The organism is Paenibacillus sp. PAMC 26794, assembly GCF_000316035.1.
Taxonomy (GTDB): domain Bacteria; phylum Bacillota; class Bacilli; order Paenibacillales; family Paenibacillaceae; genus Paenibacillus.
In genome coordinates this window covers 1-23,017 of sequence record NZ_ANHX01000005.1, presented here as the reverse complement: position 1 = coordinate 23,017, position 23,017 = coordinate 1, and the positions used below count along the sequence as shown (strand labels likewise).

Annotated in this window: 19 protein-coding genes; 3 read left to right on the top strand and 16 right to left on the bottom strand. The window is 48.8% G+C overall.

Features of this window, described 5'->3' with window-relative positions; translation table 11 throughout:
• Positions 1 to 24 precede the first annotated feature (24 nt).
• The 4 genes from D829_RS0103685 to D829_RS0103670 form a co-directional block, all read right to left on the bottom strand.
• Positions 25 to 840 carry a carbohydrate ABC transporter permease gene (locus D829_RS0103685; RefSeq protein ID WP_017687488.1) on the bottom strand — a complete coding sequence of 272 codons (816 nt, stop codon included), beginning with the start codon at positions 838 to 840 and terminating at the stop codon, positions 25 to 27.
• A 49-nt stretch (positions 841 to 889) separates the two neighbouring features.
• Positions 890 to 1,762 (bottom strand): sugar ABC transporter permease, encoded by an 873-nt coding sequence (locus D829_RS0103680; protein ID WP_017687487.1) that lies wholly within the window; start codon positions 1,760 to 1,762, stop codon positions 890 to 892.
• A 3-nt stretch (positions 1,763 to 1,765) separates the two neighbouring features.
• Positions 1,766 to 3,040 carry a sugar ABC transporter substrate-binding protein gene (locus D829_RS0103675; RefSeq protein ID WP_017687486.1) on the bottom strand — a complete coding sequence of 425 codons (1,275 nt, stop codon included), beginning with the start codon at positions 3,038 to 3,040 and terminating at the stop codon, positions 1,766 to 1,768.
• Positions 3,041 to 3,307: 267 nt separating this feature from the next.
• Positions 3,308 to 4,492, bottom strand: a complete 1,185-nt coding sequence (locus D829_RS0103670; RefSeq protein ID WP_051153862.1) for an LLM class flavin-dependent oxidoreductase — start codon at positions 4,490 to 4,492, stop codon at positions 3,308 to 3,310.
• 515 nt (positions 4,493 to 5,007) lie between these two features.
• Here D829_RS0103670 and D829_RS0103665 point away from each other — a divergent pair.
• Positions 5,008 to 5,880, top strand: coding sequence for an AraC family transcriptional regulator (locus D829_RS0103665; RefSeq protein WP_017687484.1), 873 nt, complete (start codon positions 5,008 to 5,010; stop codon positions 5,878 to 5,880).
• 452 nt (positions 5,881 to 6,332) lie between these two features.
• On the opposite strand, the gene D829_RS30325 is transcribed toward D829_RS0103665, so the two are convergent.
• The 7 genes from D829_RS30325 to D829_RS0103630 all read right to left on the bottom strand — a co-directional run bounded on the left by D829_RS30325 (position 6,333) and on the right by D829_RS0103630 (position 14,952).
• The gene (locus D829_RS30325) at positions 6,333 to 7,256 is read right to left on the bottom strand and encodes a hypothetical protein (protein ID WP_017687483.1); all 924 of its coding nucleotides are present in this window, start codon (positions 7,254 to 7,256) and stop codon (positions 6,333 to 6,335) included.
• Between the two features lie 8 nt (positions 7,257 to 7,264).
• Positions 7,265 to 8,632: a nucleotide sugar dehydrogenase gene (locus tag D829_RS0103655; protein ID WP_017687482.1), complete on the bottom strand. Its 1,368-nt coding sequence runs from the start codon at positions 8,630 to 8,632 to the stop codon at positions 7,265 to 7,267.
• A gap of 81 nt (positions 8,633 to 8,713) precedes the next feature.
• Entirely contained in the window at positions 8,714 to 9,517 is an 804-nt protein-coding gene (locus D829_RS0103650) for a response regulator transcription factor (RefSeq protein ID WP_017687481.1), read from the bottom strand.
• 24 nt (positions 9,518 to 9,541) lie between these two features.
• Entirely contained in the window at positions 9,542 to 10,942 is a 1,401-nt protein-coding gene (locus D829_RS0103645) for a glycosyltransferase (protein ID WP_017687480.1), read from the bottom strand.
• Between the two features lie 22 nt (positions 10,943 to 10,964).
• On the bottom strand, positions 10,965 to 12,173 hold the full coding sequence (locus D829_RS0103640; protein ID WP_017687479.1) for a HEAT repeat domain-containing protein: 1,209 nt from the start codon (positions 12,171 to 12,173) through the stop codon (positions 10,965 to 10,967).
• 26 nt (positions 12,174 to 12,199) lie between these two features.
• Complete coding sequence (locus tag D829_RS0103635; RefSeq protein WP_017687478.1) at positions 12,200 to 14,425, bottom strand: hypothetical protein; 2,226 nt, start codon at positions 14,423 to 14,425, stop codon at positions 12,200 to 12,202.
• Positions 14,426 to 14,577: 152 nt separating this feature from the next.
• A complete protein-coding gene (locus D829_RS0103630) occupies positions 14,578 to 14,952 on the bottom strand; it encodes a hypothetical protein (protein WP_017687477.1) in 375 nt (124 codons plus the stop codon).
• Positions 14,953 to 15,282: 330 nt separating this feature from the next.
• On the opposite strand from D829_RS0103630, the gene D829_RS0103625 reads away from it, so the two are divergent.
• Positions 15,283 to 16,527, top strand: a complete 1,245-nt coding sequence (locus tag D829_RS0103625) for a DNA polymerase IV (protein ID WP_017687476.1) — start codon at positions 15,283 to 15,285, stop codon at positions 16,525 to 16,527.
• A complete protein-coding gene (locus tag D829_RS0103620) occupies positions 16,524 to 16,865 on the top strand; it encodes a YolD-like family protein (RefSeq protein ID WP_017687475.1) in 342 nt (113 codons plus the stop codon). Before D829_RS0103625 ends, D829_RS0103620 begins: the two co-directional genes overlap by 4 nt.
• A gap of 217 nt (positions 16,866 to 17,082) precedes the next feature.
• On the opposite strand, the gene glsA is transcribed toward D829_RS0103620, so the two are convergent.
• The 5 genes from glsA to D829_RS0103595 all read right to left on the bottom strand — a co-directional run bounded on the left by glsA (position 17,083) and on the right by D829_RS0103595 (position 22,791).
• Complete coding sequence (glsA, locus tag D829_RS0103615) at positions 17,083 to 18,024, bottom strand: glutaminase A (protein ID WP_017687474.1); 942 nt, start codon at positions 18,022 to 18,024, stop codon at positions 17,083 to 17,085.
• A gap of 134 nt (positions 18,025 to 18,158) precedes the next feature.
• On the bottom strand, positions 18,159 to 18,641 hold the full coding sequence (locus D829_RS0103610) for a GNAT family N-acetyltransferase (protein ID WP_017687473.1): 483 nt from the start codon (positions 18,639 to 18,641) through the stop codon (positions 18,159 to 18,161).
• 258 nt (positions 18,642 to 18,899) lie between these two features.
• Entirely contained in the window at positions 18,900 to 20,135 is a 1,236-nt protein-coding gene (locus D829_RS0103605) for an OFA family MFS transporter (protein ID WP_036660171.1), read from the bottom strand.
• 180 nt (positions 20,136 to 20,315) lie between these two features.
• Positions 20,316 to 21,119, bottom strand: coding sequence for a LytTR family DNA-binding domain-containing protein (locus D829_RS0103600; protein ID WP_017687471.1), 804 nt, complete (start codon positions 21,117 to 21,119; stop codon positions 20,316 to 20,318).
• A gap of 10 nt (positions 21,120 to 21,129) precedes the next feature.
• Complete coding sequence (locus D829_RS0103595) at positions 21,130 to 22,791, bottom strand: sensor histidine kinase (protein WP_235431634.1); 1,662 nt, start codon at positions 22,789 to 22,791, stop codon at positions 21,130 to 21,132.
• Positions 22,792 to 23,017 lie beyond the last annotated feature (226 nt).

Sequence of the window (23,017 nt, the reverse complement as noted above, 5' to 3'; positions counted from 1 at the left end):
TTTCCTTCCGATTTCTGCGATACCTCACCCCTTGAGTGAACCCGCTGTCAGACCGGCAACAAAGTATCGCTGGAGCAGAAGGAACAGCACGATCATCGGAATAGCCGTTACCAGTACACCCGTAAGCATCATCGGATAGTTCGTCACGTATTCCCCGCGGAACTGCATAAGTGCGAGAGGTAATGTTAGCTTGGACTTACTGCTGAGCATTAACATCGGAATAAGCAAATCATTCCATACCATGACGAGCAGGAACGTAGCTGTTGCCGCCAGCGAAGGTGCAGCCAGTGGCAGTGCAATCCGCGTATAGAGTCTCCATTCACTTGCTCCATCCATACTGCCCGCTTCCAGAATCTCCGAATTGAGCATGCGCATGAAACCTGTCAGCATAAATACTGAGACAGGCATCAGCATCGCGGCGGATACGACAATCAGGCCCGTCAGACTGTCCGACCACCCAAGTGTACGCGTGAGAGAATAGATCGGCAGCATACTCACCTGGGAAGGAACGATCAGACCGGCTACGAACAGAGCAAACACGATTTTACCTACACTGCCGCCCCAGCGGACAATGGCGTAAGCAATCATGCTGCTCAGCAACAACTCAATGGCAACCGTGCCAAGCGTCACGACCAAACTGTTCCCGAAATATTGCCACATCGGCTGGTTACGGAACATGCCAGTGATGTTATCCCACGTAAACGGGTCCGGCCAGCTGAACGGACTGGTGAAGAAGTTGCTGCTTGTTTTGAACGAGGATACAAATACAAAGTACAGCGGCACCAGGATCAGCAGCGCGTACACCAATAGGATCAGGCGATTGAACCATTTTAAAAACATGTAAACTCCCTTCTGCCTCGGTTACAAGATGAATGCTCCAGCATTAACCTCAATAGCTTACCCGGTCGGCACGCAGTGCCTTGAACTGCAACAGCGTCAAGAGCGCGAGCAACACCAGGAAGATCATGGAACCGGCAGAAGCCAGACCAAATGAATAGCTGCCAAAGGCGGTATGATAGATATAGGTTGTCAAAATTTCAGTTGCGTAGTTCGGGCCTCCGTCCGTCATGGTGAAAATGAGGTCAAATGCCTTGAACGACTGAATGGTCGTATAGGCCACTACAATCGTTGCCGAAGGTGCCAGCAGTGGCCAGGTCACGGTACGGAATACCTGCCATTTGCTGCCGCCGTCCATACGAGCCGCTTCATACAGTTCTGCCGGAATGCCTTGCAGACCCGCGATGAATACAATCATCATCTGGCCGGCATGTGCCCATACCTGTACCGCAGCGATGGAATAGATGGCGATCTTGGGATCACCAATCCAGTTGCGAGCGATGCTGCTCATCCCGGCCTCATTCAGTCCATAGTTGATCAATCCAATGGATGGATCATACATAAATGCCCAGATCAGTCCAACCGATACGGAGGACAGAATCGCAGGCAGGAAATACAATGCCCGAAGCACAATGCGTGTCTTGGTATTACGTACCAAGAGCAGAGCCAGGACAAGTGAAATAAAGGTTTGTGCAATAACAACCGTTAACATGAACTCCACGTTGTTGCCAAAGGCTTTGCGGAATACGATGCTGCTGAGACTGTCCTTGTAATTATCCAGCCCTACAAATGCATACGACGGGGATACCCCATCCCAATCCGTGAAGGAGTAGAACAGCCCCGTCAATGTAGGAAATACGAACAATCCAACGTACAGCAGCAACCCGGGGATCAGAAACAGGGATAGCTGAAGACGGTTTTTCATCGTTTATTTCCCGATATGCTGATCAATGATCGCTTGTGCCTGCTGTGCTGCTTCTTCCGGAGAAGTGCCGCTCAGTACAGCCTGGATGGAGTTGGTTACTGCTTTTTGATTATCTCCGTTCAGGATGGTGAACCGTGGCTGGAACACGGTCTTTTTGGTTTCCCATTCTCCGGCTACCTGGAGCTCAGGCGTATCGTACTTCACATCATTCACCGTTACATTTTGTCCCGTTTGGTTGGCATAGTCACTCGCTACATCGGGATTGCTCAGGAATTCGAGGAACTTCTTCGCTTCTTCCGGATGTTTCGACTTGCTGTTCACCGCGAGCATGAATGTGGTGGTATGCACTCCTTCATACTTCGCTTGATCTGCACTTACCGTAATCGGTGCAAGCAGTTTTTGCTCCAGATTAGGATTCTGCTGCTTGTTCTGAGCCAATTGATATGATCCGCTCGCCAGCATGGCTGCTTTCTCTTGAATAAACAGCGCGCCAGCCGCAGGGTCCTTCGTACCCAGTGCATCTTGCTGGAAGTAACCTTTATCGTTCAGTTCCTTGATTTGAGTCAACGTTTTCACCCAAAACTCATCCGTCAGTTTGGCTTCGCCCGCTTCTACTTTGGTAAAAATGTCGTCACTCGGTGCATTGTTCATCACCATCGTATTCATGAATTGCCCTGGGCCAATGTCCGCTCCGGCAAAGGCAATCGGAATGATGCCATTGTCTTTCAGCTTCTGGCAAAGTGCCAGGAAGCCTTCCCAATCGGTTGGTGGCGTCAATCCGTATTGTTCAAACAGTTTCACATTATAAATTGGATCGTTATATACGAGTTGATACGGGATCGCATATTGCTTGCCATCATGTTGTCCTGATTCAATCAGCTTTGAATTGTAGGCCGACAGGAACGATGATCCAGTCAGGTCCGTGAACAAGCCGGCTTTGGTGAAAGCTTCGAACTGTGCACCCGGGAAGGAGGCAAATACATCCCCTACCGAACCGTCACTGATTTTGGATTGTACGGTGGACTGGTATTGATCGGAGGGCAGTGTCTGCATCTCTACGTTAATATTCGGGTTTTCTTTTTCAAATGCGTCAATGCTCTTGTTCAGTGCTTCCACATCTTCTCCACGCCAGTGCATGAAGCTGATCGTAACTTTACCTGAACCCGAGGAGCCGTTCTCACCAGATGACGCGTTATCCCCGCCGCCGCAAGCTGACAGCAGGATGGACATCACCAGCATACTGACGAGCGGCAGGATCAATTTTTTATTTTTTTTCATGAAAGACGACCTCCTGAGGATGATTAATGTAAGTTGCACGAAAGTTTTTACATGGGGCACTCCGAGTGCAGTACCATCTTCCGATCGCTGTTATCCCCGGATTTTTTGAATCATTTTTCTCAATGGTTAAAATCCGGGGATAGCGTATGCTTCCGATGTAGCTTTCTTTCAGAAAGCTTTCAGGCGAGCGCTCCGCTTCTTCAGATCGGTTCTGCCCTCTCCGTTAAAGTGTAAAAAAAGGGGCACTTACTTAGAGTTGGTAGTAACTTAGTTAGTAGTAACTGAATGTTGCTTCTGTCTTGTTTTCCATTTCTCGCGAATGATCGGCATCACGGTCCGTCCGAAGATTTCTGCCTCTTCCAGATGCGGGTAACCGGATAAAATGAAGGTTGTCACGCCCAGATCTCCATATTCCATCAAACGTTCTGCGACCTGTTCGGCAGTACCCACAATAAGGATTGCACCGCCGGAACGCACAACGGACAAGCCTGTCCACAGGTTGGGACCTACGACAAACTGCTGCTTCTCGGACAGTTCCCGTAACTCGTTCTGTCTGCGTTGGTTGGTTGCATCCGTTTCGGCAAAAGCGGCTTTGGCTTTCTCAATCGCTTCTGGTGGTACTTTGCTAATAATCTCCCACGCTGCTGCCCATGCTTCTTCTTCAGTATCCCGAATGAGCACCTGGGCACGCATGCCGTAACGCAGCTGACGATCTTGTCCGGTCTCCTCTTTCACCTGCTGTCGGATGACCTCAATCTCTTCGATCTGCTCCTGAATCCAGTCATGGGGCTCGCCCCACATCAGGAACGTATCCGCATGTTCAACAGCGACCTTCTTGGCAATCGGTGAACTTCCTCCCAGGTAAAATGGTGGATGCGGATTTTGCACCGTCTCCGGCATGCCTACTGGTCCTTTGAAGTTATAATACTGGCCGTTGAATTCAGGGTTGGGATCGCTGGGTGCATCTGCACCAGATTTTGAACCACTTCCGGCAAACTCCGTCAGATTCAGTCCTGTCGATTGGGTCCATGAACGCTTCATGACTTCCATATACTCGCTCGCCCGCACATACCGTTCATCATGCGCATGTGCCAGTGGATCGCCAAGTTCCTCCAGATCTCGAACGGAACTGCCAGTCACTACATTGATGATGGCGCGACCACCAGATAGCTGATCCAGTGCCGCTCCCATTCGTGCAGCGAGTACGGGTGTAACCAATCCCGGGCGAATGGCGACAAGGGGACGCAATGTCTTCGTGTGACTCATCACAGCCGAGCCGACCACCCATGCGTCCATACAGGCCCCACCTGTTGGAATCAGTACAAATTCGAATCCTGCCTTCTCCGCCGTCAGTGCCACATCGACCAGATAACCCAGACTCGGCTCCCGCTCCGGGGCAACCCCTACATACTTACCATCCCCTGCCGTAGGCAAAAACCATCCAAACGTCATATCTTCCTGTTCGCTCACAAAAGTCAGTCCCTTCTATGAATAAATAAAGTCTCATGTTAAAAATAGGATCTCTGTTGTGCAACATGGCCGTTCCGGGTACGAATCGTTCTTCCGATCACTGTTATCCCCGGGTTTTCTTCATTTCCTTTTTCGAAAGGAAAAACCCGGGGATAAAGGCGACCGCTTCGCTTCTTCAGAATCGATTTCGTCCCCTCCACTACGTTTGCACTCGGTTAAAACTTATTTTTAAAGTGTGCCTAATTTCTAATTCATTTTCAAAGTACATACCCAAATGCCGATTAATTAACTTGGTTTAATAGGTATGGACATCATAACAATTGATTTGTCTGTGAGCAATGTCATTTCGCGGCAATTTTATTTTGTCATTTTGTGGTCTTTTCTCAGATTTAGGTCTTCCTGATCTTGAATATGTATAAAACCCACCTGTATAATGGGTTATAAGTGAAAATTTTAGATTGTACAAACGATACTTATACATTAAAGAGGTGTTCCTGATGACCGAGAGCATGAAGGAGGACCACCATGAGTTTTTGGAACTTATTTTCTTCACTCCATCTGAATTCGAGAAAGCTGGTGGCGCCTGGCCGATTCGCATCGGCCGTAATATAGCCAAAACCAACTATCATATTGGCCCGCGTACCACACCTTATCATTATTTGCTGTTTGTGCTGGAGGGGGAAGGTACATTCATACAGGACGGACAGCATCATGCCCTTCGTGCCAGGGATGCATTCTGTCTGTTTCCACATGTTACGCATGAGTACTGGACTGACCCGGAGGATACGTTGCAGAAAATATTTATTGCCTTTGACGGTGCATACGCAGCCGAACTGTTGTCTCGAATCGGACTTACACCCGACTTACCATACCGTTCAGGTGTACTTACCCCGGAGACTGCAAGTGCCATGCGCGCATTTATGGAGGATGTTCGCAAACCGCAGGACGGAGCGAGCGATCTGGGACGACTCACCCGATTCCTAAGCCTCTTTGACCGGATCGCCCGTTCTCCTGCAACTAAAGGGTTGCAACCGGGTTCAGCCACACCTTGGCTTCAGAAAGGCAAGGAATACATGGACATTCATTTTGCAGGCGGCATCTCCGTGGAAGGTGTGTCCGCTCATGCGGGGGTGGATCGAACCCATTTTGCCAAACAGTTCCGCAAAGCCTATGGTCTGTCTCCTGTGCAATATATCCAACAATTGAAAATGAACCAGGCCAAACGTCTACTCGTGCAGACTCCGCTAAGCTTAACCGAAGTGGCTCATTCCGTAGGTTACCCGGACTTGTTCTCCTTCTCCAAAGCGTTCAAAAAGCAAGTCGGTCTGCCGCCCAATCGCTATCGTACAGCGGAGAACACGAAAGAGTGAGGGAGCGCCCTTGCGCTCCCCAGCCTATAATCCATGCCTCATGCCCCACGCATTGTGTACGGTTGTGTAAGACGTCGCCTCTACCAAATTACAATGGACTCCTGAGTTTCATATCCTGCACATCATAGTGCTGCAAAACCCATTACTATATAAATTGAACTAAACATTTACACGAGAACGTAGAGGTCAGAAATAACCTGAAGAAGCGGAGCGTTCGCCTTTATCACCAGATTTTCCCCCTTTGTAAAGCCGAATATAAAAAATCTGGGGATAACAGCGATCAGAAGGTTGTTCTGTCATCGGAGTGGCAAGTGTAAATATTCTTAAGTTCAATTTATATAAATCCACCAACAAAAAAGGCAAGTCCCATCTACCCGGGACTTGCCTTTTTTCTATACTATAGTCTTGACGCACGTACCTGAAACCAGCAACTTATTAACGCTGACGTAACGCTATTCCTTCTCCTCATTCTTGCGCGCAAGTGGAATACCGTTCTCCTTCGCATACCATGCTTCATAATGATGCACAGCCACACCTGCAAAAGAAGAATGAGAGGAACCCAGATCAAACACCTTCGCCATCTCTTCATTCATATTGCTAACCGGTTTACGGAAAAAGGTCAGGTGATCCCCCTCGTGTGTATCCGCGAGTTCCGCTCCGATCCAGACTTTCTTGCCGAGCTCATCCGCTTCGTCCAGTTCTTCCTTGGACAGATCATACATCTGCTGCCCACTATCCCGGTAAGCCATAATGGCCACCGCATCGAAATGAGAGATCACCCAGCGACTGAATGTACCCTCACCTTCAGCCGACTGACGGGCATCAAGCCAGAACGGGATCGCAGCGCTCATGTACAGTCCGGCATCCTCGCCGGCTTTTGTCCAGGCCTTCATGTTGTTCTGCCACTCTGCAATGACGCTGCTCTCCTCGTTCTCCCAGCGCTTCAGCTGATACGGCTCCACATCCAGTTGAATGCCTTGGAAGCGTTCATTCTTCGCAGAAGCTGCATTGTATGCTCGTACTCGCTCGATAAAAGCAAGTCCTTCATCCCGCTTATCCTCATAGGCCCAGTCTGCATGACCGTTAAGTCCATGCACTTCAATCTCAGCCTGCCGGGCAGCCGCAATGAATTTGCGGTATGTTGCGTCAGGCACCTCATCCTGGATTTGCAGGAAGATGGAATCCACGCCCTGTTCTTTGGAGAAAGCAATAATCTCAGGTGTCTGCTCTGCAATAATGGACGCGTCCCACAGCCAGGTCGCTTTATGTTCCTCTGCCGAGAACCATTTGAACATCCAGGACAGAAGCAGCAGGCACAACACCACAGCCAGAATAGCCCATTTCGCCATACCCACCAGCTTGCCCCGTTGCCTCATATATTTCCTCAGACGAGCAACGCTTCACTTGGTTCAAGCACAGGATGCTGTACCGAGTGACCAATTTTGTAGATATGCGGATGTGTGTACGAACGGAACGCATTACGTGTATCCAGAATTGGTACACCCAGCTCGGCAATATCAAAGTAAGGCAAATCGCTGTGGTTGGTGATCAGCACGATGCAATCGTACTTCTTGAACTGTTCCAGATTGAACGCTTCGCTGTGTACGGTCTCCCCATGCTTGTCCTGGAATGAATCTGCATGTGGGTCGTAGTAGCTTACGTTAGCTCCACTTTCCTTGAACAGTTCATATACTTCCAGTCCTGGTGATTCACGCAGGTCGGCAATATTCGGTTTGTACGACATGCCGAGGAGCAGAATATTGGATTTACGTACGGATTTAGCATATTCGTTCAGAATCGTTGACGTTTTGTTCAACACATAATATGGCATGTTGTCATTGGTAGATTGTGCCAGCTCAATGAATTTGCTATAGAAACGGAAGCCTTTGGCCTTCCATGACAGGTACATCGGATCAAGCGGGATGCAGTGTCCACCGATGCCTGGGCCTGGATAGAATGGCATGAAACCAAATGGTTTCGTTGCTGCCGCGTCAATAACTTCCCAGATATCGATACCCATGCGGTCACACATCATCGCCATTTCATTTACAAAGGCAATGTTCACACTGCGGAATGTGTTCTCCAGCAGTTTGGACATCTCGGCCACTTTTGGTGAGGATACCGGTACTACGGTTTCTACATATTTGCTATATAGCGCTGTTCCAAGCTTCAGGCAAGCTTCGGTTGTACCCCCGATCACTTTCGGAGTATTATACGTCGTGAAACGTCCGTTGGACGGGTCCACGCGTTCAGGTGAGAAGCAGAGGAAGTAGTCTTTGCCTGCTTCATGTCCGATCTTCTCCAGCTTCTGCTGGATCAGTTCTTCGGTAGTACCCGGATAAGTGGTACTCTCCAATGTAATCAGCATGCCTGGTTTCATATGCAGTTTGATCTGATCCACAACAGTCTCGATGTAAGACGTATCCGGGTCCTGATTCTCACTAAGCGGTGTCGGTACGCAGATACTGAGTGCGTCGATCACGCGCAGCATACTGTAATCCGTCGTTGGCTGGAAACGACCGCTTTGCATTACTTTTTTCAACTCATCGGACGAAATATCGTGAATATAGGAATCTCCTTGATAGATACTTTCTACTTTGGACGCATCCAGATCAATTCCGATTACCGTGAAACCTTGATTGACCATTTCCACAGCAAGTGGAAGTCCTACGTAACCGAGCCCGACGACGCCGAGTACAGCTTCTTTATTTTCAATCGCATTCAGTAATGTGTGGAATTGTTGATTCTCCATGATATTCCCTCCGGGTAGTGTATTTTGATGGTGCTTAAAATCCATATAAATAGATGGGTGTTTGTTGCTCTAATCTATCTTCTAATGCAGGCAGCGTCTGATTCGGGCATCCAGCTCTACAGGCGAGAACGGTTTGGTCATGTAATCATCCACGCCGCTGCGGAAGCATTGACTGATCGTCTGCTCGACACGTTGCTCGGTCAACACGACAATTTTGGGTGGCTGCTCCATCTTCAGGTTCTGAATATGATGGATGAAGGGCAGACCATCGATGCCATACAGATTCAGTTCGGTGAGCACCAGATCTGGTGTGACTTTCTCGATCAACTCCAGTGCAGCCAGTCCATCGACGGCTTCATAGGTTTCGTATCCCTGCATCTTCAATCGCAATTGCAGGAATTCGCGTACCGTAGGATCGTTGTCCACAATCAAAATTCGTTCCGGCTCGTCCAACGTATTGTCCAGCGTGTAGATATGAATCTCCGACGAATCTACGAGCTTCGAGGACTCGGCCATATGCTGAATAGTTGCCTTCGAAGGGCGTTCCCCTTCCGGGAAACTGGCCAGTGTAATCTGTGGATCGGCACCGGGTACAGTCTCTTGCAACTCATGCTTGATCCGAAGTCCTTCATAATGAACTTCATCCAGTGACAACCCTGGCAGCAGGACAGCAATCGCCTGGGTCGCCCCATCCTTCCACACCTGGAAGGCAGACTCGCTCGTCTGCTCCAGATGTGTCCTGACCTGCTGCTCAGGTTGAGAGTTTCCTGCACAATGGATGAACATTAAGCCGCATGTTTCGGCACCCGTTTCCTTCAATCCCTGTTCTACACTTCGGTACACATTAACGGCAGCCTCACGCTGCAATGTCGCCGTATTTGGCATGTTCTTTTCCACCCTTCTTCATTCTCAAGCGGCTTCGCTTGTTTTCTTCTCATCCTCGGACCAGCTTTGGCGTGTCATGGTACCCCATGAGTTGTTGTTTTGCATGAACTGCACATGTCCCTGCAATCTCCACAGTACGCCGAGCTGATGGTAACCCACGAATTTCAACGCGGAGTAGACCAGCATTTTAACCAGATCGGAGAGTTTGTTGTAACGTTTGAATGCAATCTCCTCCAGGACAAGTGCGCCTACACTCAGCAGATAACCACTCACGAAGTTCAGCAGTCCGAACAGAACCAGAATCGGCCATTGCGTCATATCCAGAAGGACATATCCAGCGAGAGCCAGAAGTCCGGTAATCCGGAAATACGGGTTGAGCGCTTCAAAAAGGACGTTATATGGCATGGTCACCATACCCATCACCTTATATTTTGGATTGAACAACATGCCACGATTCTCGATCATGTTCTTCAGATTTCCGCGGCCCCAGCGCTTGCGCTGACTGGACAAGATCCGGTAGGAATCCGGTGCCTGCGTCCAGCATACAGCCTCAGGACAGAAGGCAACGCGGTACTTCAATTTGTTTTCCAGCATGTAACGGTGAAGCTTGATGATGATGTTCATGTCTTCCCCAGGATAACCATCCCGGTATCCACCCACGGCGATAACAGCGTCCTTACGGAACATGCCGAAGGCACCGGAGACAATGATCAGACCGTTCATGTGACTCCAGCCAATCCGTCCGCCCAAGAAGGCTTTGAGATATTCAATCGACTGGAACATGGGCCAGATCTTGCGTGGCAGCGATACATCTTGCACTGCCCCGTTTTCAATTTTGCAGCCATTGGCGATCCTTACATCTCCACCGATGGCTACCGTCTCTTCCGGATTCTCCATATACATGCGTGCCATGCGGATCAGGGCATCCTTCTCCAGCAACGAATCAGCATCGATCGAAGAGATCAGCGGATAATGAGACAGGTTGATTCCGGCATTGAGGGAATCGGCCTTTCCGCCGTTTTCCTTGTCAATGACATACAGATCAGGGAACTCTGGATTATGGTAGATTCCGCGAATTTTCTGACAGGCGATTTTGCCCCGAATCTTCGTATTGGGTACTGGCTTCAGACGATATTCTTCCAACAGGATATTCAACGTGGCATCGCTAGAGCCATCATTCACGACAATGACTTCATACGTTGGATAATTCAGCGTCATCAGGCAGTTCACATTTTCAATAATCGTCAGTTCCTCGTTGTATGCCGGTACCAGCAGAGAAACCGAAGGCACCAGTTCCGAGCCTGACAATGTATTGTATTTGGAATAATGAGACCGCCGGAAGATCGTCCAGATGTTACGGAACGATAAGGCCAGAATGGAAAAGTAGAGCGTATTTACAAAAACAACATAGTAGATTGCGACCATGCCGTAGATTAATAGTAGATCCCTAAGCAGTGTAATCCCCTCCTACCGTAGCGACACCTGTGCGTTTCTTGCTGGTTCTGTTCTCTCGGACAAGGCCGAAATAGCGATCGTACAGCAGTCTTTTTTTGTTATGTGCAATCATCTGCTCTACAGCTCTGTCTTCGGTTCTCGTGTGCTGCATGGTACTCTCAATCTGCTGCATCGCAATCTCGCGCTCAGCAACTGTACCTTGCACCGCAGCCTGACACAGCGCTTCGAATCCCGGTTCACCGAGCTTGCTCAGACTCTCCGCACTGTTATAGCGAACTCTCCAGTCCTCATCCCGCAGCGCTTTACGCAGCAATGGAATACTGCCAGATGCATGCTTCGAACCAAGCGCTTGTACCACTTCGGCGCGAACTTCCGCATCGGGGTCCTGGATCAGCTTCAGAATGGTCTCATCCCGGAGTGCCGGACTTGCGCTAAGATACAGCTTCACCGCTTCGGCACGTACATCCTGATGTTCTGCGCCTACCAGTCTGTCGAGTGCAGGCATCACTTCAGGTACAGCTTGTCCCCACATCGCAACCAGTCCGACTTTTACAAAATCAGGATTCCGGTCTTCCAGCAATTCGATTAGAATTCTGCTCGTATCCAGACTCGTTTCAAGCAGAATGTCTGCTGCCAGGTGGTGAATTGAATTGCCTTTGGTTAACAGCAACGCCAGCATGTCTTTCAGTTCACCTTGTCGAGTCGTACATCTGGAGATGGAACGACCAATCATAATGGCCATCGGGCCCGGCTTCTCATCCTTCAGCAATTCCATCAAACCCGGAACGGCTTCGGGACAACGCATGCCACCTAAGCGATACGCCGCATCGATCTGGCGACCGTAACGCAGACGGCCCAATTCCTTCAGATCATGCTCTACAAATCCTGCTTCACGACACAGTGCGATTAATTTGTCGCGATACTCACCCTTGAACTGGTCGATCCATTCAATCAGCCTGTCCTGAATGACTCTGCGTTCCAGCGGAGCCAGTTTGCCTGGTGGCAGTTTGAGCGGACTATTCTCGCTCAAGGCTGTTTGCAGATAGGTGAAGTAGTCACGCTGTTTCAATTCATAAAACGCCGTCTTGCGTTGTTTGCCATTGTGGGACATTTTCATGGCAAACAATACGATGACGCCTACAACAACGAGTGCGATACAGATGTACAAAAACAGATAGGCCAAAGCCAAACTTGGAAACATGTGAAAAGGTCCTCCTTTATACTCATTTATTCGATCTGAAAACTAGGAATTTTTTCGTAGCTCTTCTTCATTTTGTCGTAGCTTAGCTTCAGCCGTTCACTATACTGCACCTGCTCCCAAGGCTGCCAGCTATATACCGGGAATGTCTTCAGGTCCAGGGTCGTCTGTTCACCCCCAGGCCAGGATACTTTCTCCGTGTCGCGGTCCGTTAACCATGGAATGAGGGTAATGCCTTGGGCAGCAACTGTTGAGAACTCACGTCCATTCTTGAGCGGTCCATAGTCGATCACTTGCAGCGAACTCGGATCACCGAACCCGAGCAGCATCCAGGGAATTCGCATCTCCACCTGATTGCCGTTATACTGCCATGTCGTTAATGAATCCGTATCGGGCTGATCGGGAGCCGTCGTTCCCCGCTTCAATGTTCCGACCTTTTCATTCATGAACGGTTGAGCAGATCGGGTATCCGGCGGTGTCATCCTCAGGCTGACCGCCAGATTCCATGGACGGAACGGATCTGTGGAATCAGACTGCTGATCTGGCAGCATGTCGTATCCTTCCTTACCGTACAGACGCTGATTAAAGTCATAATCCTTGGCGATCTCCACATGAGATTCTTCATCCCGCCCCAGTGTAATCACCGTCTCAAGACCATCACTGAGCGTCCGGCCCGGGAGTAACTTATCAGGCTGACTGCCTCCAGCAAGTGTATCGGTCCCAATCCGCAGCACCGTCTGATCCGGGTCAAACGGTTGATCCAAGGTCAGCCCAATGTACAGATAGGCTTCATCATGGGTCATCTTCATTTCCTGAATGCCGTCCACTTGGCCCTGCCAGGTCGTGACCTCTTCATCCTTCAGATCATCCCAGTCATCCAGTGATCCGTCGATGGTCAACTGTTCCTGTTTACCCGGGTCCATGGCAAGCAGACCAAACATTTTCTCGTTTGTCAGCACGTTCAGCCAATATGCACGGCGATCAGCCGGGATTTCCAGTGGCATCGTGTTCCATGTTTTTTTGAACCATTCATCCTGCCACATGAACACAATTGCTCCCGAGTACCCTTCATCATAGATATCCTGCGTCAGTGACGCGTCAATATCTCCCTGCTCTACTTCGTTATGTCCACCCTGATTCCGTCCTCCCATACCCAGATGGGAAATACCAAGAGAAGAAGGTACGCCATACTCTGTAATCATTACAGGCATATCGGAAAACTCGGCTTTCAGCTTGCGTAGATAACTTTTGTACGTGTTGTACTCACCGTTCTCATCTTTGATCGTTTGGAGTGTTTTATCGATATGGAACAGGTCCGGGTAATAAGGGTACACATGGTAGGCTGCAAAATAACCTCCCTGCCACGCCTCCGGCTGAATATGACGGGCATCCACACTCACGAGATCCTCTTCATACAGCGGCTCGCCGGGATGATCCAGCACATCGGTGGTTACCCAGTTGGTGAAGGTCATCGGATGTTCCCATCCATACTTCTTCTCCAGGACTGCCGTATGATCCAGCAGCTCTGCGAGCCAGTTCTCGAACGGTGACGCTTCTGGACTCGCCGAGAAATGAACTCCCTTGTACTGCGGCACGTCCGCATGTTTCGCGTTCGTGTTGTCTACCATTGCCGGGTCCCATTCCGTACCCACATGCCAGGCCATCAGGTATTTTCCTGCATTCGTCTTATATTTGCCGCTAGACTCTCCCTGCTTGGCAGGGATGTCCGCATCGCCATATACAGCAGATACTGCCTTTTCAATCTCCTGCTTGAACGTCTGCTCAATATGAGCTGCATAGGCATCCTGCTTCTCAATCAATTCTTCTTCAGGTGACCATATGCCCTGTATAAAATATAACGGTTGCTCCCGGCCGCGGTTATATTCGACCAATGCGGAGTAGAAAATCGGTTCGTGAACCGTGTAAACCCGGATCACATTGGCTCCCAGATCCTCGATCTGCTGGAACCACCGCAAGTAATCCTCTTTGGTTAGCGGGAATTCTCCCGGGTAATGCCCAGGTGAAGTTGCGCCCAGGTTGACACCTTTGACGAACATCTCCCTCCACGTTCCATCTGGCCCGTATTCCATGAACCGGTCTCCCTCGGTCTTGAATTTCATCTCCGTGCCGTTCTCCGCTGTGTACGTAACGAGCTTGGGTTGCATATAGTGCCATCCGGCAAATAATCCACCAGTCACCACCACTGCGCCTGTCAACACCGTTAATAACCAGCGTCTTCGTCTTTGTCTGCTCATGTCTTTAGATTGCTCACCTCTCTAATATGCATCCTGCTTCAACATCGAATGGTCCAACATGAAGTTTACGAATCAATCCGCTTCGGATGTCCGCTTGGTAGAGATGTCAGCGGTGTAGTTCTCACTATAGCGCTAAGACTCTGCATTTGTATCTAGGCTGATGGAAGCAAACATGAAATGGAACATTCTGCCCATAATTCGTAAAAAGAACCATCAACTAGCACCCGAAAGCCTCCAGGATACGTCTGATTCCCGAACACTAATATCTGCTGGAATTGCATGGTTTGGATGCCCTGTTGATCTTGCAATTCTGGAACCTTTATTGTTATGTGCAACGCGGGTACAGGCACCGTTTGCCGTTTGATCACATACCCCATTAAACGCGAGTCATATTTTAAAGTTGCGGACCTTTTTACAGTATTAACCATAAAGATTACAAAATTGATACTATAGTCCGATAACGCATCAGCGATATTCCGCGTCACATCAAGGTTTTCTGAAAAATGCAGAAAATCAAAAAAGGACATCAGTCCCCCTCTATAGGACTGTGCCCATTTATAACCCTTTTACAAAAACCCAAATGAACGCCCGGTCATCACCCATAGGTCACGGATCTCTCACATTAAATGTAAAAAAGCACATCTTATTTCCTAATTTCTGCCTCTAATATAGCTAATCAATAATTGTGTCCAATTTGCAAAATAATTCCGGTTGCTGCATTTCGAATTGTCGGATATGCTTATAAAACAAGAACACTTGTTCCATACTGTAAATAAACTGTTAATTATCGATGTTCAAATGAACATAATTGTTGCTTAACAGATGAGCTTAGCATCACGGATAAGGAGAGAAGTCTTATGCCTCGCCAAGACAGACGTGTCATCATGCTGGCAGACTGCCAGTCATTCTATGCCAGTGTGGAGAAGTCTGCACACCCCGAATACAAGGATCGCCCCCTCGTTGTCGCGGGAGATCCAGCGCGCCGTTCGGGTATTATTCTTGCGGCCTGTCCACTCGCCAAGTCCTATGGAATTACGACAGCAGAACGTCTGGGCGAAGCGCTCGCCAAATGTCCGGATGTTGTTGTTGTTCGCCCCCGGATGGCCGAGTACATTCGGGTGTCCCTTCATATTACGCGTATCCTTCAGTCTTACACCGATCTGGTGGAACCCTATAGCATTGACGAACAGTTTCTCGATGTCACTGGAAGCCTGGATCTGTTCGGCAGTCCCGAGACGATTGCCCGCAGCATTCAATCGAGGGTGATGGATGAGACGGGTGTGTACATTCGAATTGGTATCAGTGATACCAAGGTCGTTAGCAAGATGGCCTGTGATCTGTATGCAAAAAAAGTCCCGGGAGGCATCTGCACGCTGCCTCGCAAAGATCTGCCTTCAACCATCTGGGAGAAGCCTGTGCGAGACATGTTCATGGTCGGTTCCCGCATGGCGCAGCATCTCTACAAGATGGGCGTCCATACGATCGGTGATCTGGCCCAGACCCCATTGTCCCGACTGAGAGAACGTTGGGGTGTAAATGGCGAGGTACTATGGCGTATCGCCCGCGGTATTGACGATTCCCCGGTCAAACCCGGGACATATGCTCATCAGCAGCAGGGGATCGGACATCAGATGACGCTGCCCCGGGACTATGACTCCTGGGAAGATATCAAAGTGGTACTGCTTGAACTGGCGGAACTCGTCAGTCGACGTTCCCGGGACAAGTCACTCATGGGCCATGTGGTCTCTGTTGGATGTCGCGGACAGGATTATGATCGGCCAACCGGTTTCTCCCGCCAGATGAAGGTGAATGAACCCACCAACATTACGGATGAAGTATACGATGCGGCAGCAGCTCTGTTCCTGCGCCATTGGGACGGATTACCCATCCGCCGCATCAGCGTGTCATTGACCGGACTTGTACCCGATTCTGAAGTGCAGCTGTCCTGGTTCGATGACCGTGAACGCAAAAGAGAACTGGAACGTGCCACGGATGATATCAAGCGCAGGTACGGAGATACCGCCATCATGCGGGCATCCTCCCTCTGCTCGTCCGCGCAAGCCCATGAACGTTCTCATAAAATTGGAGGTCATTATAAATGAGTAAAAAATTGCAGCAAAACGGTATCTTCGAGTCCTCACGCATGATGCTCCCCGAACACCGGGAAGCCTACATTCTTCATCAGGAACAACTTGCTCCTCGTACCCGCCCATCTCTGGATGCCCAGGCCGCGGAAGAAATGTCCCGTTTGCTCAGCAACTCGATGATGCTTGGAGATAGGGTCACTATTACGTTGTTTCACGAACATGATGATATTCGTTACACGGGGCAAGTGCTTCGACTGGACCGTCCGGCTCGTACCCTCAGACTGCTGATGGAAGATGGGGCCCGGGATATTCAGATGAACCTCATTACGGATGTAGCCCTAGCCAATGAATGAAGGCGTATATACCCACCCCGATGTTGTGGGTGTTCCATGATAGATGCAGCATAGCCGTTGGCATACAGGACTGCCTGCCTACACACCCTGATGAATACCAAAAAACAGCCGACGAGACATATCCAGACCATTCACTTCGTTCAAAAGAAGCAAAATATCGGATAAATGATTCATCGGCTACATATGAGGGTATGGACTCTTTTTTCAAAAAAACTTTTTAGAAAAAGCTCCAGTCGAATTCCTTGGACAGACGCTCCAGCAGATGCACGCCAGCAATACTGTTGCCTTTGCGGTTCAGAGCCGGGCCAACAAGACCTATGCCGAATTGTCCCGGTACAAGGGTTAATATCCCTCCGGATACTCCACTTTTGGCGGGCAAACCGACCTCGATGGCAAATTCGCCTGATGCATTATACATACCACAGGTGGTCATGAAGGTTTTGGCAATCTGAACATAACGACGAGGGATGAGTTCTTCTCCCGTAATTGGATCTGTTCCATTATAGGCCAGAACAAGTGACATTCGAGACAGATCTGCACACGTCACTTCAATGGAGCAATGACGGAAATACACGGCAAGCACGTCTTCAACGTCATCCTTAATGACCCCGTTGTGCTTCAAAAAGTAGCCAAGTGAACGATTCATATGACCGCTCTCCGATTCGGACTGGAATACCTCTTCGTTATAGCCCAGCTGATCATTATTCGCCAGTTTGCGGAAAAACTCCAGAATGCGGCGTGATTTTTCTTCCTTACAGTCTCCTCCAACAAGCGAGGACACCGTAATCGCACCCGCATTGATTAATGGATTGAACGGGATTCCGGGTTCAACCAATTCAAGCTTGATCATCGAATCGTAATCGTCGCCTGTGGGTTCTTTTCCTACATTAAAGAAAACCGCTTCTTCCCCATGATCCATCAGGGCCAGAATAAGGGTAAATACTTTGGAGATACTTTGCATCGTAAATGGGACACCGCAATCCCCTGCCGACACATGGTTCCCTTCGGCGTCCATGATATGTATACCAAGCTCATCCTGAGAGGCTTTGACAAGCTCCGGGATATAAGAAGCCACCTTACCTTGCCCGGTGTGCAAACGACTGGTCTCCAGCCACTCCGGCAACAATGCATTCAGACGTTCCATGGTTGAATTGCTCATATGTCATCTCCTCCACATCTCTATATAAGCATCTTGCATGAAATGTGCATGGGTGAACTCCCATGGTGATAATGAGTTCCAGTCATCTCATGCAAGATGCCCTATATTATCTGATTACCCTCAGAACAGTTCCTTTACCGCTTCATTTGAAGATTTAACTCCAAAATCTCACCAGGAAGACCCTCGTAATCACCTGTCCAGGTGGATACAAAGTTCTGTCTGGTCAAGATCCGGCGGGAAGCAGCGTTACCCGGATCGATAACTGCATAGAGGGATCCAATCCCTGCGGCTTGTGCCTGGATAATCAACCGTGACGCTATGGATGTGCCTTGACCTTTGCCCCAATGTTCAGGCAGGATCATGTAACCTATCTCAGCCTTGGTCGGGTCCTCCTGATCCGGAATCAATTTGGCATACGCTACACCAGCACCATCTTCACTAAATACCTGGTAATGTCCGCAAGTGGAACGCTCATTAAAATCCAGCATGGACTCAAATTGCGTTCTCGCCTCTTGCTCAGGTATTGCACGTTCTGTAATCTGTTTCATTACTTCCATATTGGAAACCAATGCATAATAATCATCAAAATCAGGTTGTGTGTATTTAATGAACTTCATGATATGCCTCCTCTGGGGTACATAACTTATCTTGGTCTTGTTGAATTCACCTAGAGTATAACAGATGCGAATGATGGAATGCACACAAGGCAACACGCTTGCAGGCAGTCAGATGGTCCGATAGGCCAACAAGTCAGCAATCTGACAACTGTAGATACCAAAAAGCGGCCTCGTCTGGAGACCGCTTTGTTTACTTTGTCTTTTAATTTGCTTTTTAGTAGAGAAATATCCTCAGTTCCGTACTTCCAGTGCATGTTATTAGCTTGCCCGTGATGAAGGGTTAAGGTTCATCTGTTTTTCACGTTGACGTGCACGACGACCTTCACCTGGAGGGGTGATGATCAGTGCGAGCAACAGCGAGACAGCGCAGAGTACAGCAATCACGATGAAGGTTAGATGGAATCCGCCCAGCAGGGCGCTGATGAATGATCCTGCCAAGGCACCAAATCCAAATCCCTGATAGATCACACCATAGTTTTTGCTCTGATTTTTCAGTCCGAAGTAATCGGCCACAATCGCCGGGAATACCGTAATGTTACCGCCAAAGCAGAATGCAACGGCCGCCACACAAGCGAAGAAGATCCCGAAGGTCAGTGGAACCAGACTAAGTGTCATGACAGCTACGGCTGTAACCAGCAGCGCACCAGCGATGACTTTCATTCGTCCTACTTTATCCGACAGCGCACCGAGAATAATACGTCCTGCCGTGTTAAAGATCGCAACCATGGCCACTGCATTCGCAGCGGTAGCTACATCAAGTCCAGCGAGCTGTACACCGATATCTTTGACAATACCGATCAGATACAGGCCGCTCATACACGCCGTGAAGAAAATAACGAACAACATGTACGCTTCTTTTGTACGCAGCATCTCTTTCACCGTATAGTCATGACGTGCTACGACTTGTTTGGATCCTTCCTTGCTAGCAGGAGCCTGTTCACGTACAACCGCCTCACGGATCAGGAATGATCCCGCAACGACCAGAACCAGAACGATAATGCCCCAGTACATAAATGCCTGAGCAGGACCAACGGCACCAATCAATGCCGTGTTCACATATTTGAACAATAGACTACCGGTACCAAAGGCGCCGACCGAGATCCCCGAGATCAGACCTTTACGCTCCGGGAACCATTTGATCAGATTAGACAACGACGTAATGTACGCCGTACCATCTGCAAAACCAACGACAAATCCAGCCAAAATGTACAGCAGTGTTAGCGAGGTGACTTGGGAACTCAGAACAAGACCCAGCCCAAGCACAACCCCGGCTACACGGATCAGGCGCTGAAGACCCCAACGTTCCTGCAACCGACCTGCAAACAATGTGGCAAAAGCCAAAGCAAAACTGGTAATTGAAAAAGTTATCGCGACCGAGCTGACGTCCCATCCGAAACGGTCAGACAACGGTTGATTAAATAAACTCCAAGTATAGATGGTTCCAAGACCCATTTGTACAATGATGGTCCCCAATACAATAAGCCAGCGGTTCATTTTTGTAGGTGCAAATGTTGATTCAGGTGTTGATGAAACGGATGAAATTGTTGCTTTCATCGTGATCTCCCCTTTGCCGATGTCATATACATGAATGCGTTCACAAGCTAATCATACATGAAAGGGGATTCATCACACCGTTTTGAGCATGAGTTGCATCAGATGCGGAATGAAATGCTTCTAGATGCGCATGAGTTGCCTGAATTCTTTGACCTTCCCACGACTCACGGGCACTTCAGCTTCCAAATCGCGCAGACGGAGCAGATACGTATTGTTGAACCAAGGTACAATTTCACGGATTTGCGACAGATTTACGACGTACGAACGGTGGCAGCGAAAGAACATATCCTGTGGCAGACGGCTGTGAAAATCCGATATGCTCACTGGCATGGTGAACTCCCCATTTTTGGTATATACCTTCGTCACCTTCTCTTGCGCTTCCGCATAGTAGATGTCTGCCGTATCCGTAACAATAATATTGTCATTCCGCAGCAGATTAATTCTTCTGTCCGTATGTGAATTTATATCTCGTTCTCGTAACAGATCTCCCTGTGCAGCAGATCCGTCCACCATAGTAGCTGGTCGTCCATCCTCAACATGTTGCTCCACCGGCGTATGATCACGCTTGAAAGCCATCTCCAGCTTATGGAGCATCGCAGCGATTCGTTTCTCGTCATACGGCTTGAGAATATAATCGAACGCCTCCAACTCAAAGGCTTCTGCCGCATGTTCCTTATACGCCGTAGTAAATACAATGTAGGGTTTCGTTGCAAACTTCCCAATATGATGGGCCAGCATCATACCGTCCAGCGAGGGAATATTGATATCAAGGAAAATGACATCTACTTCTTGTTCCTGCAAAAACTTCAGTACATCCAGCCCGTCTTCAAGACGGTCAACCACCTCAATCTGACTATGTTCCTGGATTAAATAATTCAATTCCTCACTTGCCAGAATCTCGTCTTCCACAATAAGAGCTCTCATTGATCCATCATCACCTTGTTACGACATCTCCTTTGGGCACATCAAATAAAATATCGGTTCCTTGTTCCAGCCGTGTAATGGTTACACCTTGTCCGTAGATAAGCTTGACCCGGCGATGCACATTATATAGCCCGATCTGGTTACCAGGCATACGGTCGTGGTAGACACGTTCAATAATATCTGCACTGATGCCTGCCCCTGTATCACTGACACTGATTCGTACAAACTCCGGATAATCCTGTACCCGAATTCGAACGGTCCCGGGTCCTTTGACCTTGAGAATGCCATGAATAATTGCATTTTCGACGAGCGGCTGGATAACAAGACTTGGAATATGCACCGCGACCTCATCAATGTCATAGATCACGTTAAGTCGGCTGCCAAAGCGAGCTTTCTCAATCTCTACATAATTACGGACCTGCTCCAATTCCTTATGAATATCAATTAACTCATCCGACAGCTCCAGATTGTAACGCATGTACCCGGATAGATTCACAATCAGCTCCCGGGCACGATCGGGTTTGGTTCGGATGGACGAAGCAATCGCATTTAGCGCATTAAACAGAAAATGAGGATGAATGGTCGTCTGTAAGGCACGGAGCTCTGCTTTGTTGGCAGCAGCCTTGATCTCCTCTACCCGCGATACCTCCATCTGAGTGGAAATGATCTGCGACAGACCTACAGCCATCGTTTGCAAAGGATACGTAATTTTGTACGCTTTGCGATAATAGATTTTGAGCGCACCTGTAATGTCTCCTCGTTCTTTGAGCGGAATGATTAACAGCGAGTGGATATCGGGTGTTTTTTCATCAATGACATCATTACTGATTGTAATCTCCCCGCTAGATATCGTCTTCTTCGTCATCTCACTAATAATTTCATTGCCGATATGATAACGTTCCTCACCAAATCCTACATAAGCCAGTACATTCCGGGTATCCGTAATTGCAACCGCATCAGCCTGAATATCCTCCTGGATAATCCGGCAGATTTTGCGCAGAGAATCCTCATCAATCGAACGGAAATACGGCAAGGTTTTGTTTGCAATCTCCAGCGCGAGCTTCGCCTGACGAGCTGCAATCATCTCCTTTTCCCCTTCAACACTCTGCACCAAGAGCACAATCAGCCCAATGTTGACTTCACCCAGAATCATAGGCAGCGCAATCTGAGAAACAATATCGGCACCCAGTGGATCGGGATAGGAAAACAGCAGGATCAATAACATCGTGAGCGCTTCACAGATCATTCCGGCACCAATACCGATGATCCATCGCTTGGGCTTGGGCGTGTACTTATGTATATATCCAGAGACCAGACCTGCCAGGATACTCGTGATTAGACACGGTATAGCTGTGACTCCATCCATATCAATCAAATACCGATGCACCCCGGAGACAATACCCGTAATAATACCCACAGGCGCTCCGAACAAAATACCACCCGATAACACGGCGATGATCCGTACATTCACTAGTGAACCTTCAACATTAATGCCCGTATATGTCCCGAAGATGGCAAAAGCACAAAATAACAAGGTAACCGCAATAGACTCCTGCCACCTTAATTTCCCCTTTTGCAGAATCTGCCTAAACCTTGGCACCCTCGACAGAAAGAATAAAAATATAATCAACAGCGCCGCCCGTTCAAATAAACCTAGCAGCATCGTAAACATTTCCAATCGTACTTCCTCCACATCTGTTTGAAAAATAAAATGCATACCGACACAGCCACGCCTTTTTGAAAGAACATCCAGGACATTAATCCATGAGGCTCGTATGCTCGTATGCTCGTATGCTCGTATGCTCGTATGCTCGTATGCTCGTATGCTCGTATGCTCGTATGCTCGTATGCTCGTATGCTCGTATGCTCGTATGCTCGTATGCTCGTATGCTCGTATG

Excerpts from the sequence above, each read along its gene's own strand:
- D829_RS0103620 (WP_017687475.1), top strand. The coding sequence starts at position 16,524 with ATGAGTAAAAAATTGCAGCAAAACGGTATCTTCGAGTCCTCACGCATG.
- D829_RS0103685 (WP_017687488.1), bottom strand. The coding sequence starts at position 840 with ATGTTTTTAAAATGGTTCAATCGCCTGATCCTATTGGTGTACGCGCTG.
- D829_RS0103640 (WP_017687479.1), bottom strand. The coding sequence starts at position 12,173 with ATGTTTCCAAGTTTGGCTTTGGCCTATCTGTTTTTGTACATCTGTATC.
- D829_RS0103610 (WP_017687473.1), bottom strand. The coding sequence starts at position 18,641 with ATGAAGTTCATTAAATACACACAACCTGATTTTGATGATTATTATGCA.
- D829_RS0103675 (WP_017687486.1), bottom strand. The coding sequence starts at position 3,040 with ATGAAAAAAAATAAAAAATTGATCCTGCCGCTCGTCAGTATGCTGGTG.
- D829_RS0103600 (WP_017687471.1), bottom strand. The coding sequence starts at position 21,119 with ATGAGAGCTCTTATTGTGGAAGACGAGATTCTGGCAAGTGAGGAATTG.
- D829_RS0103625 (WP_017687476.1), top strand. The coding sequence starts at position 15,283 with ATGCCTCGCCAAGACAGACGTGTCATCATGCTGGCAGACTGCCAGTCA.
- D829_RS0103655 (WP_017687482.1), bottom strand. The coding sequence starts at position 8,632 with ATGGAGAATCAACAATTCCACACATTACTGAATGCGATTGAAAATAAA.
- D829_RS0103605 (WP_036660171.1), bottom strand. The coding sequence starts at position 20,135 with ATGAACCGCTGGCTTATTGTATTGGGGACCATCATTGTACAAATGGGT.
- D829_RS0103670 (WP_051153862.1), bottom strand. The coding sequence starts at position 4,492 with ATGACGTTTGGATGGTTTTTGCCTACGGCAGGGGATGGTAAGTATGTA.
- glsA (WP_017687474.1), bottom strand. The coding sequence starts at position 18,024 with ATGAGCAATTCAACCATGGAACGTCTGAATGCATTGTTGCCGGAGTGG.
- D829_RS0103665 (WP_017687484.1), top strand. The coding sequence starts at position 5,008 with ATGACCGAGAGCATGAAGGAGGACCACCATGAGTTTTTGGAACTTATT.
- D829_RS0103635 (WP_017687478.1), bottom strand. The coding sequence starts at position 14,425 with ATGAGCAGACAAAGACGAAGACGCTGGTTATTAACGGTGTTGACAGGC.
- D829_RS0103680 (WP_017687487.1), bottom strand. The coding sequence starts at position 1,762 with ATGAAAAACCGTCTTCAGCTATCCCTGTTTCTGATCCCCGGGTTGCTG.
- D829_RS30325 (WP_017687483.1), bottom strand. The coding sequence starts at position 7,256 with ATGAGGCAACGGGGCAAGCTGGTGGGTATGGCGAAATGGGCTATTCTG.
- D829_RS0103595 (WP_235431634.1), bottom strand. The coding sequence starts at position 22,791 with ATGTTTACGATGCTGCTAGGTTTATTTGAACGGGCGGCGCTGTTGATT.
- D829_RS0103650 (WP_017687481.1), bottom strand. The coding sequence starts at position 9,517 with ATGCCAAATACGGCGACATTGCAGCGTGAGGCTGCCGTTAATGTGTAC.
- D829_RS0103645 (WP_017687480.1), bottom strand. The coding sequence starts at position 10,942 with ATGGTCGCAATCTACTATGTTGTTTTTGTAAATACGCTCTACTTTTCC.
- D829_RS0103630 (WP_017687477.1), bottom strand. The coding sequence starts at position 14,952 with ATGTCCTTTTTTGATTTTCTGCATTTTTCAGAAAACCTTGATGTGACG.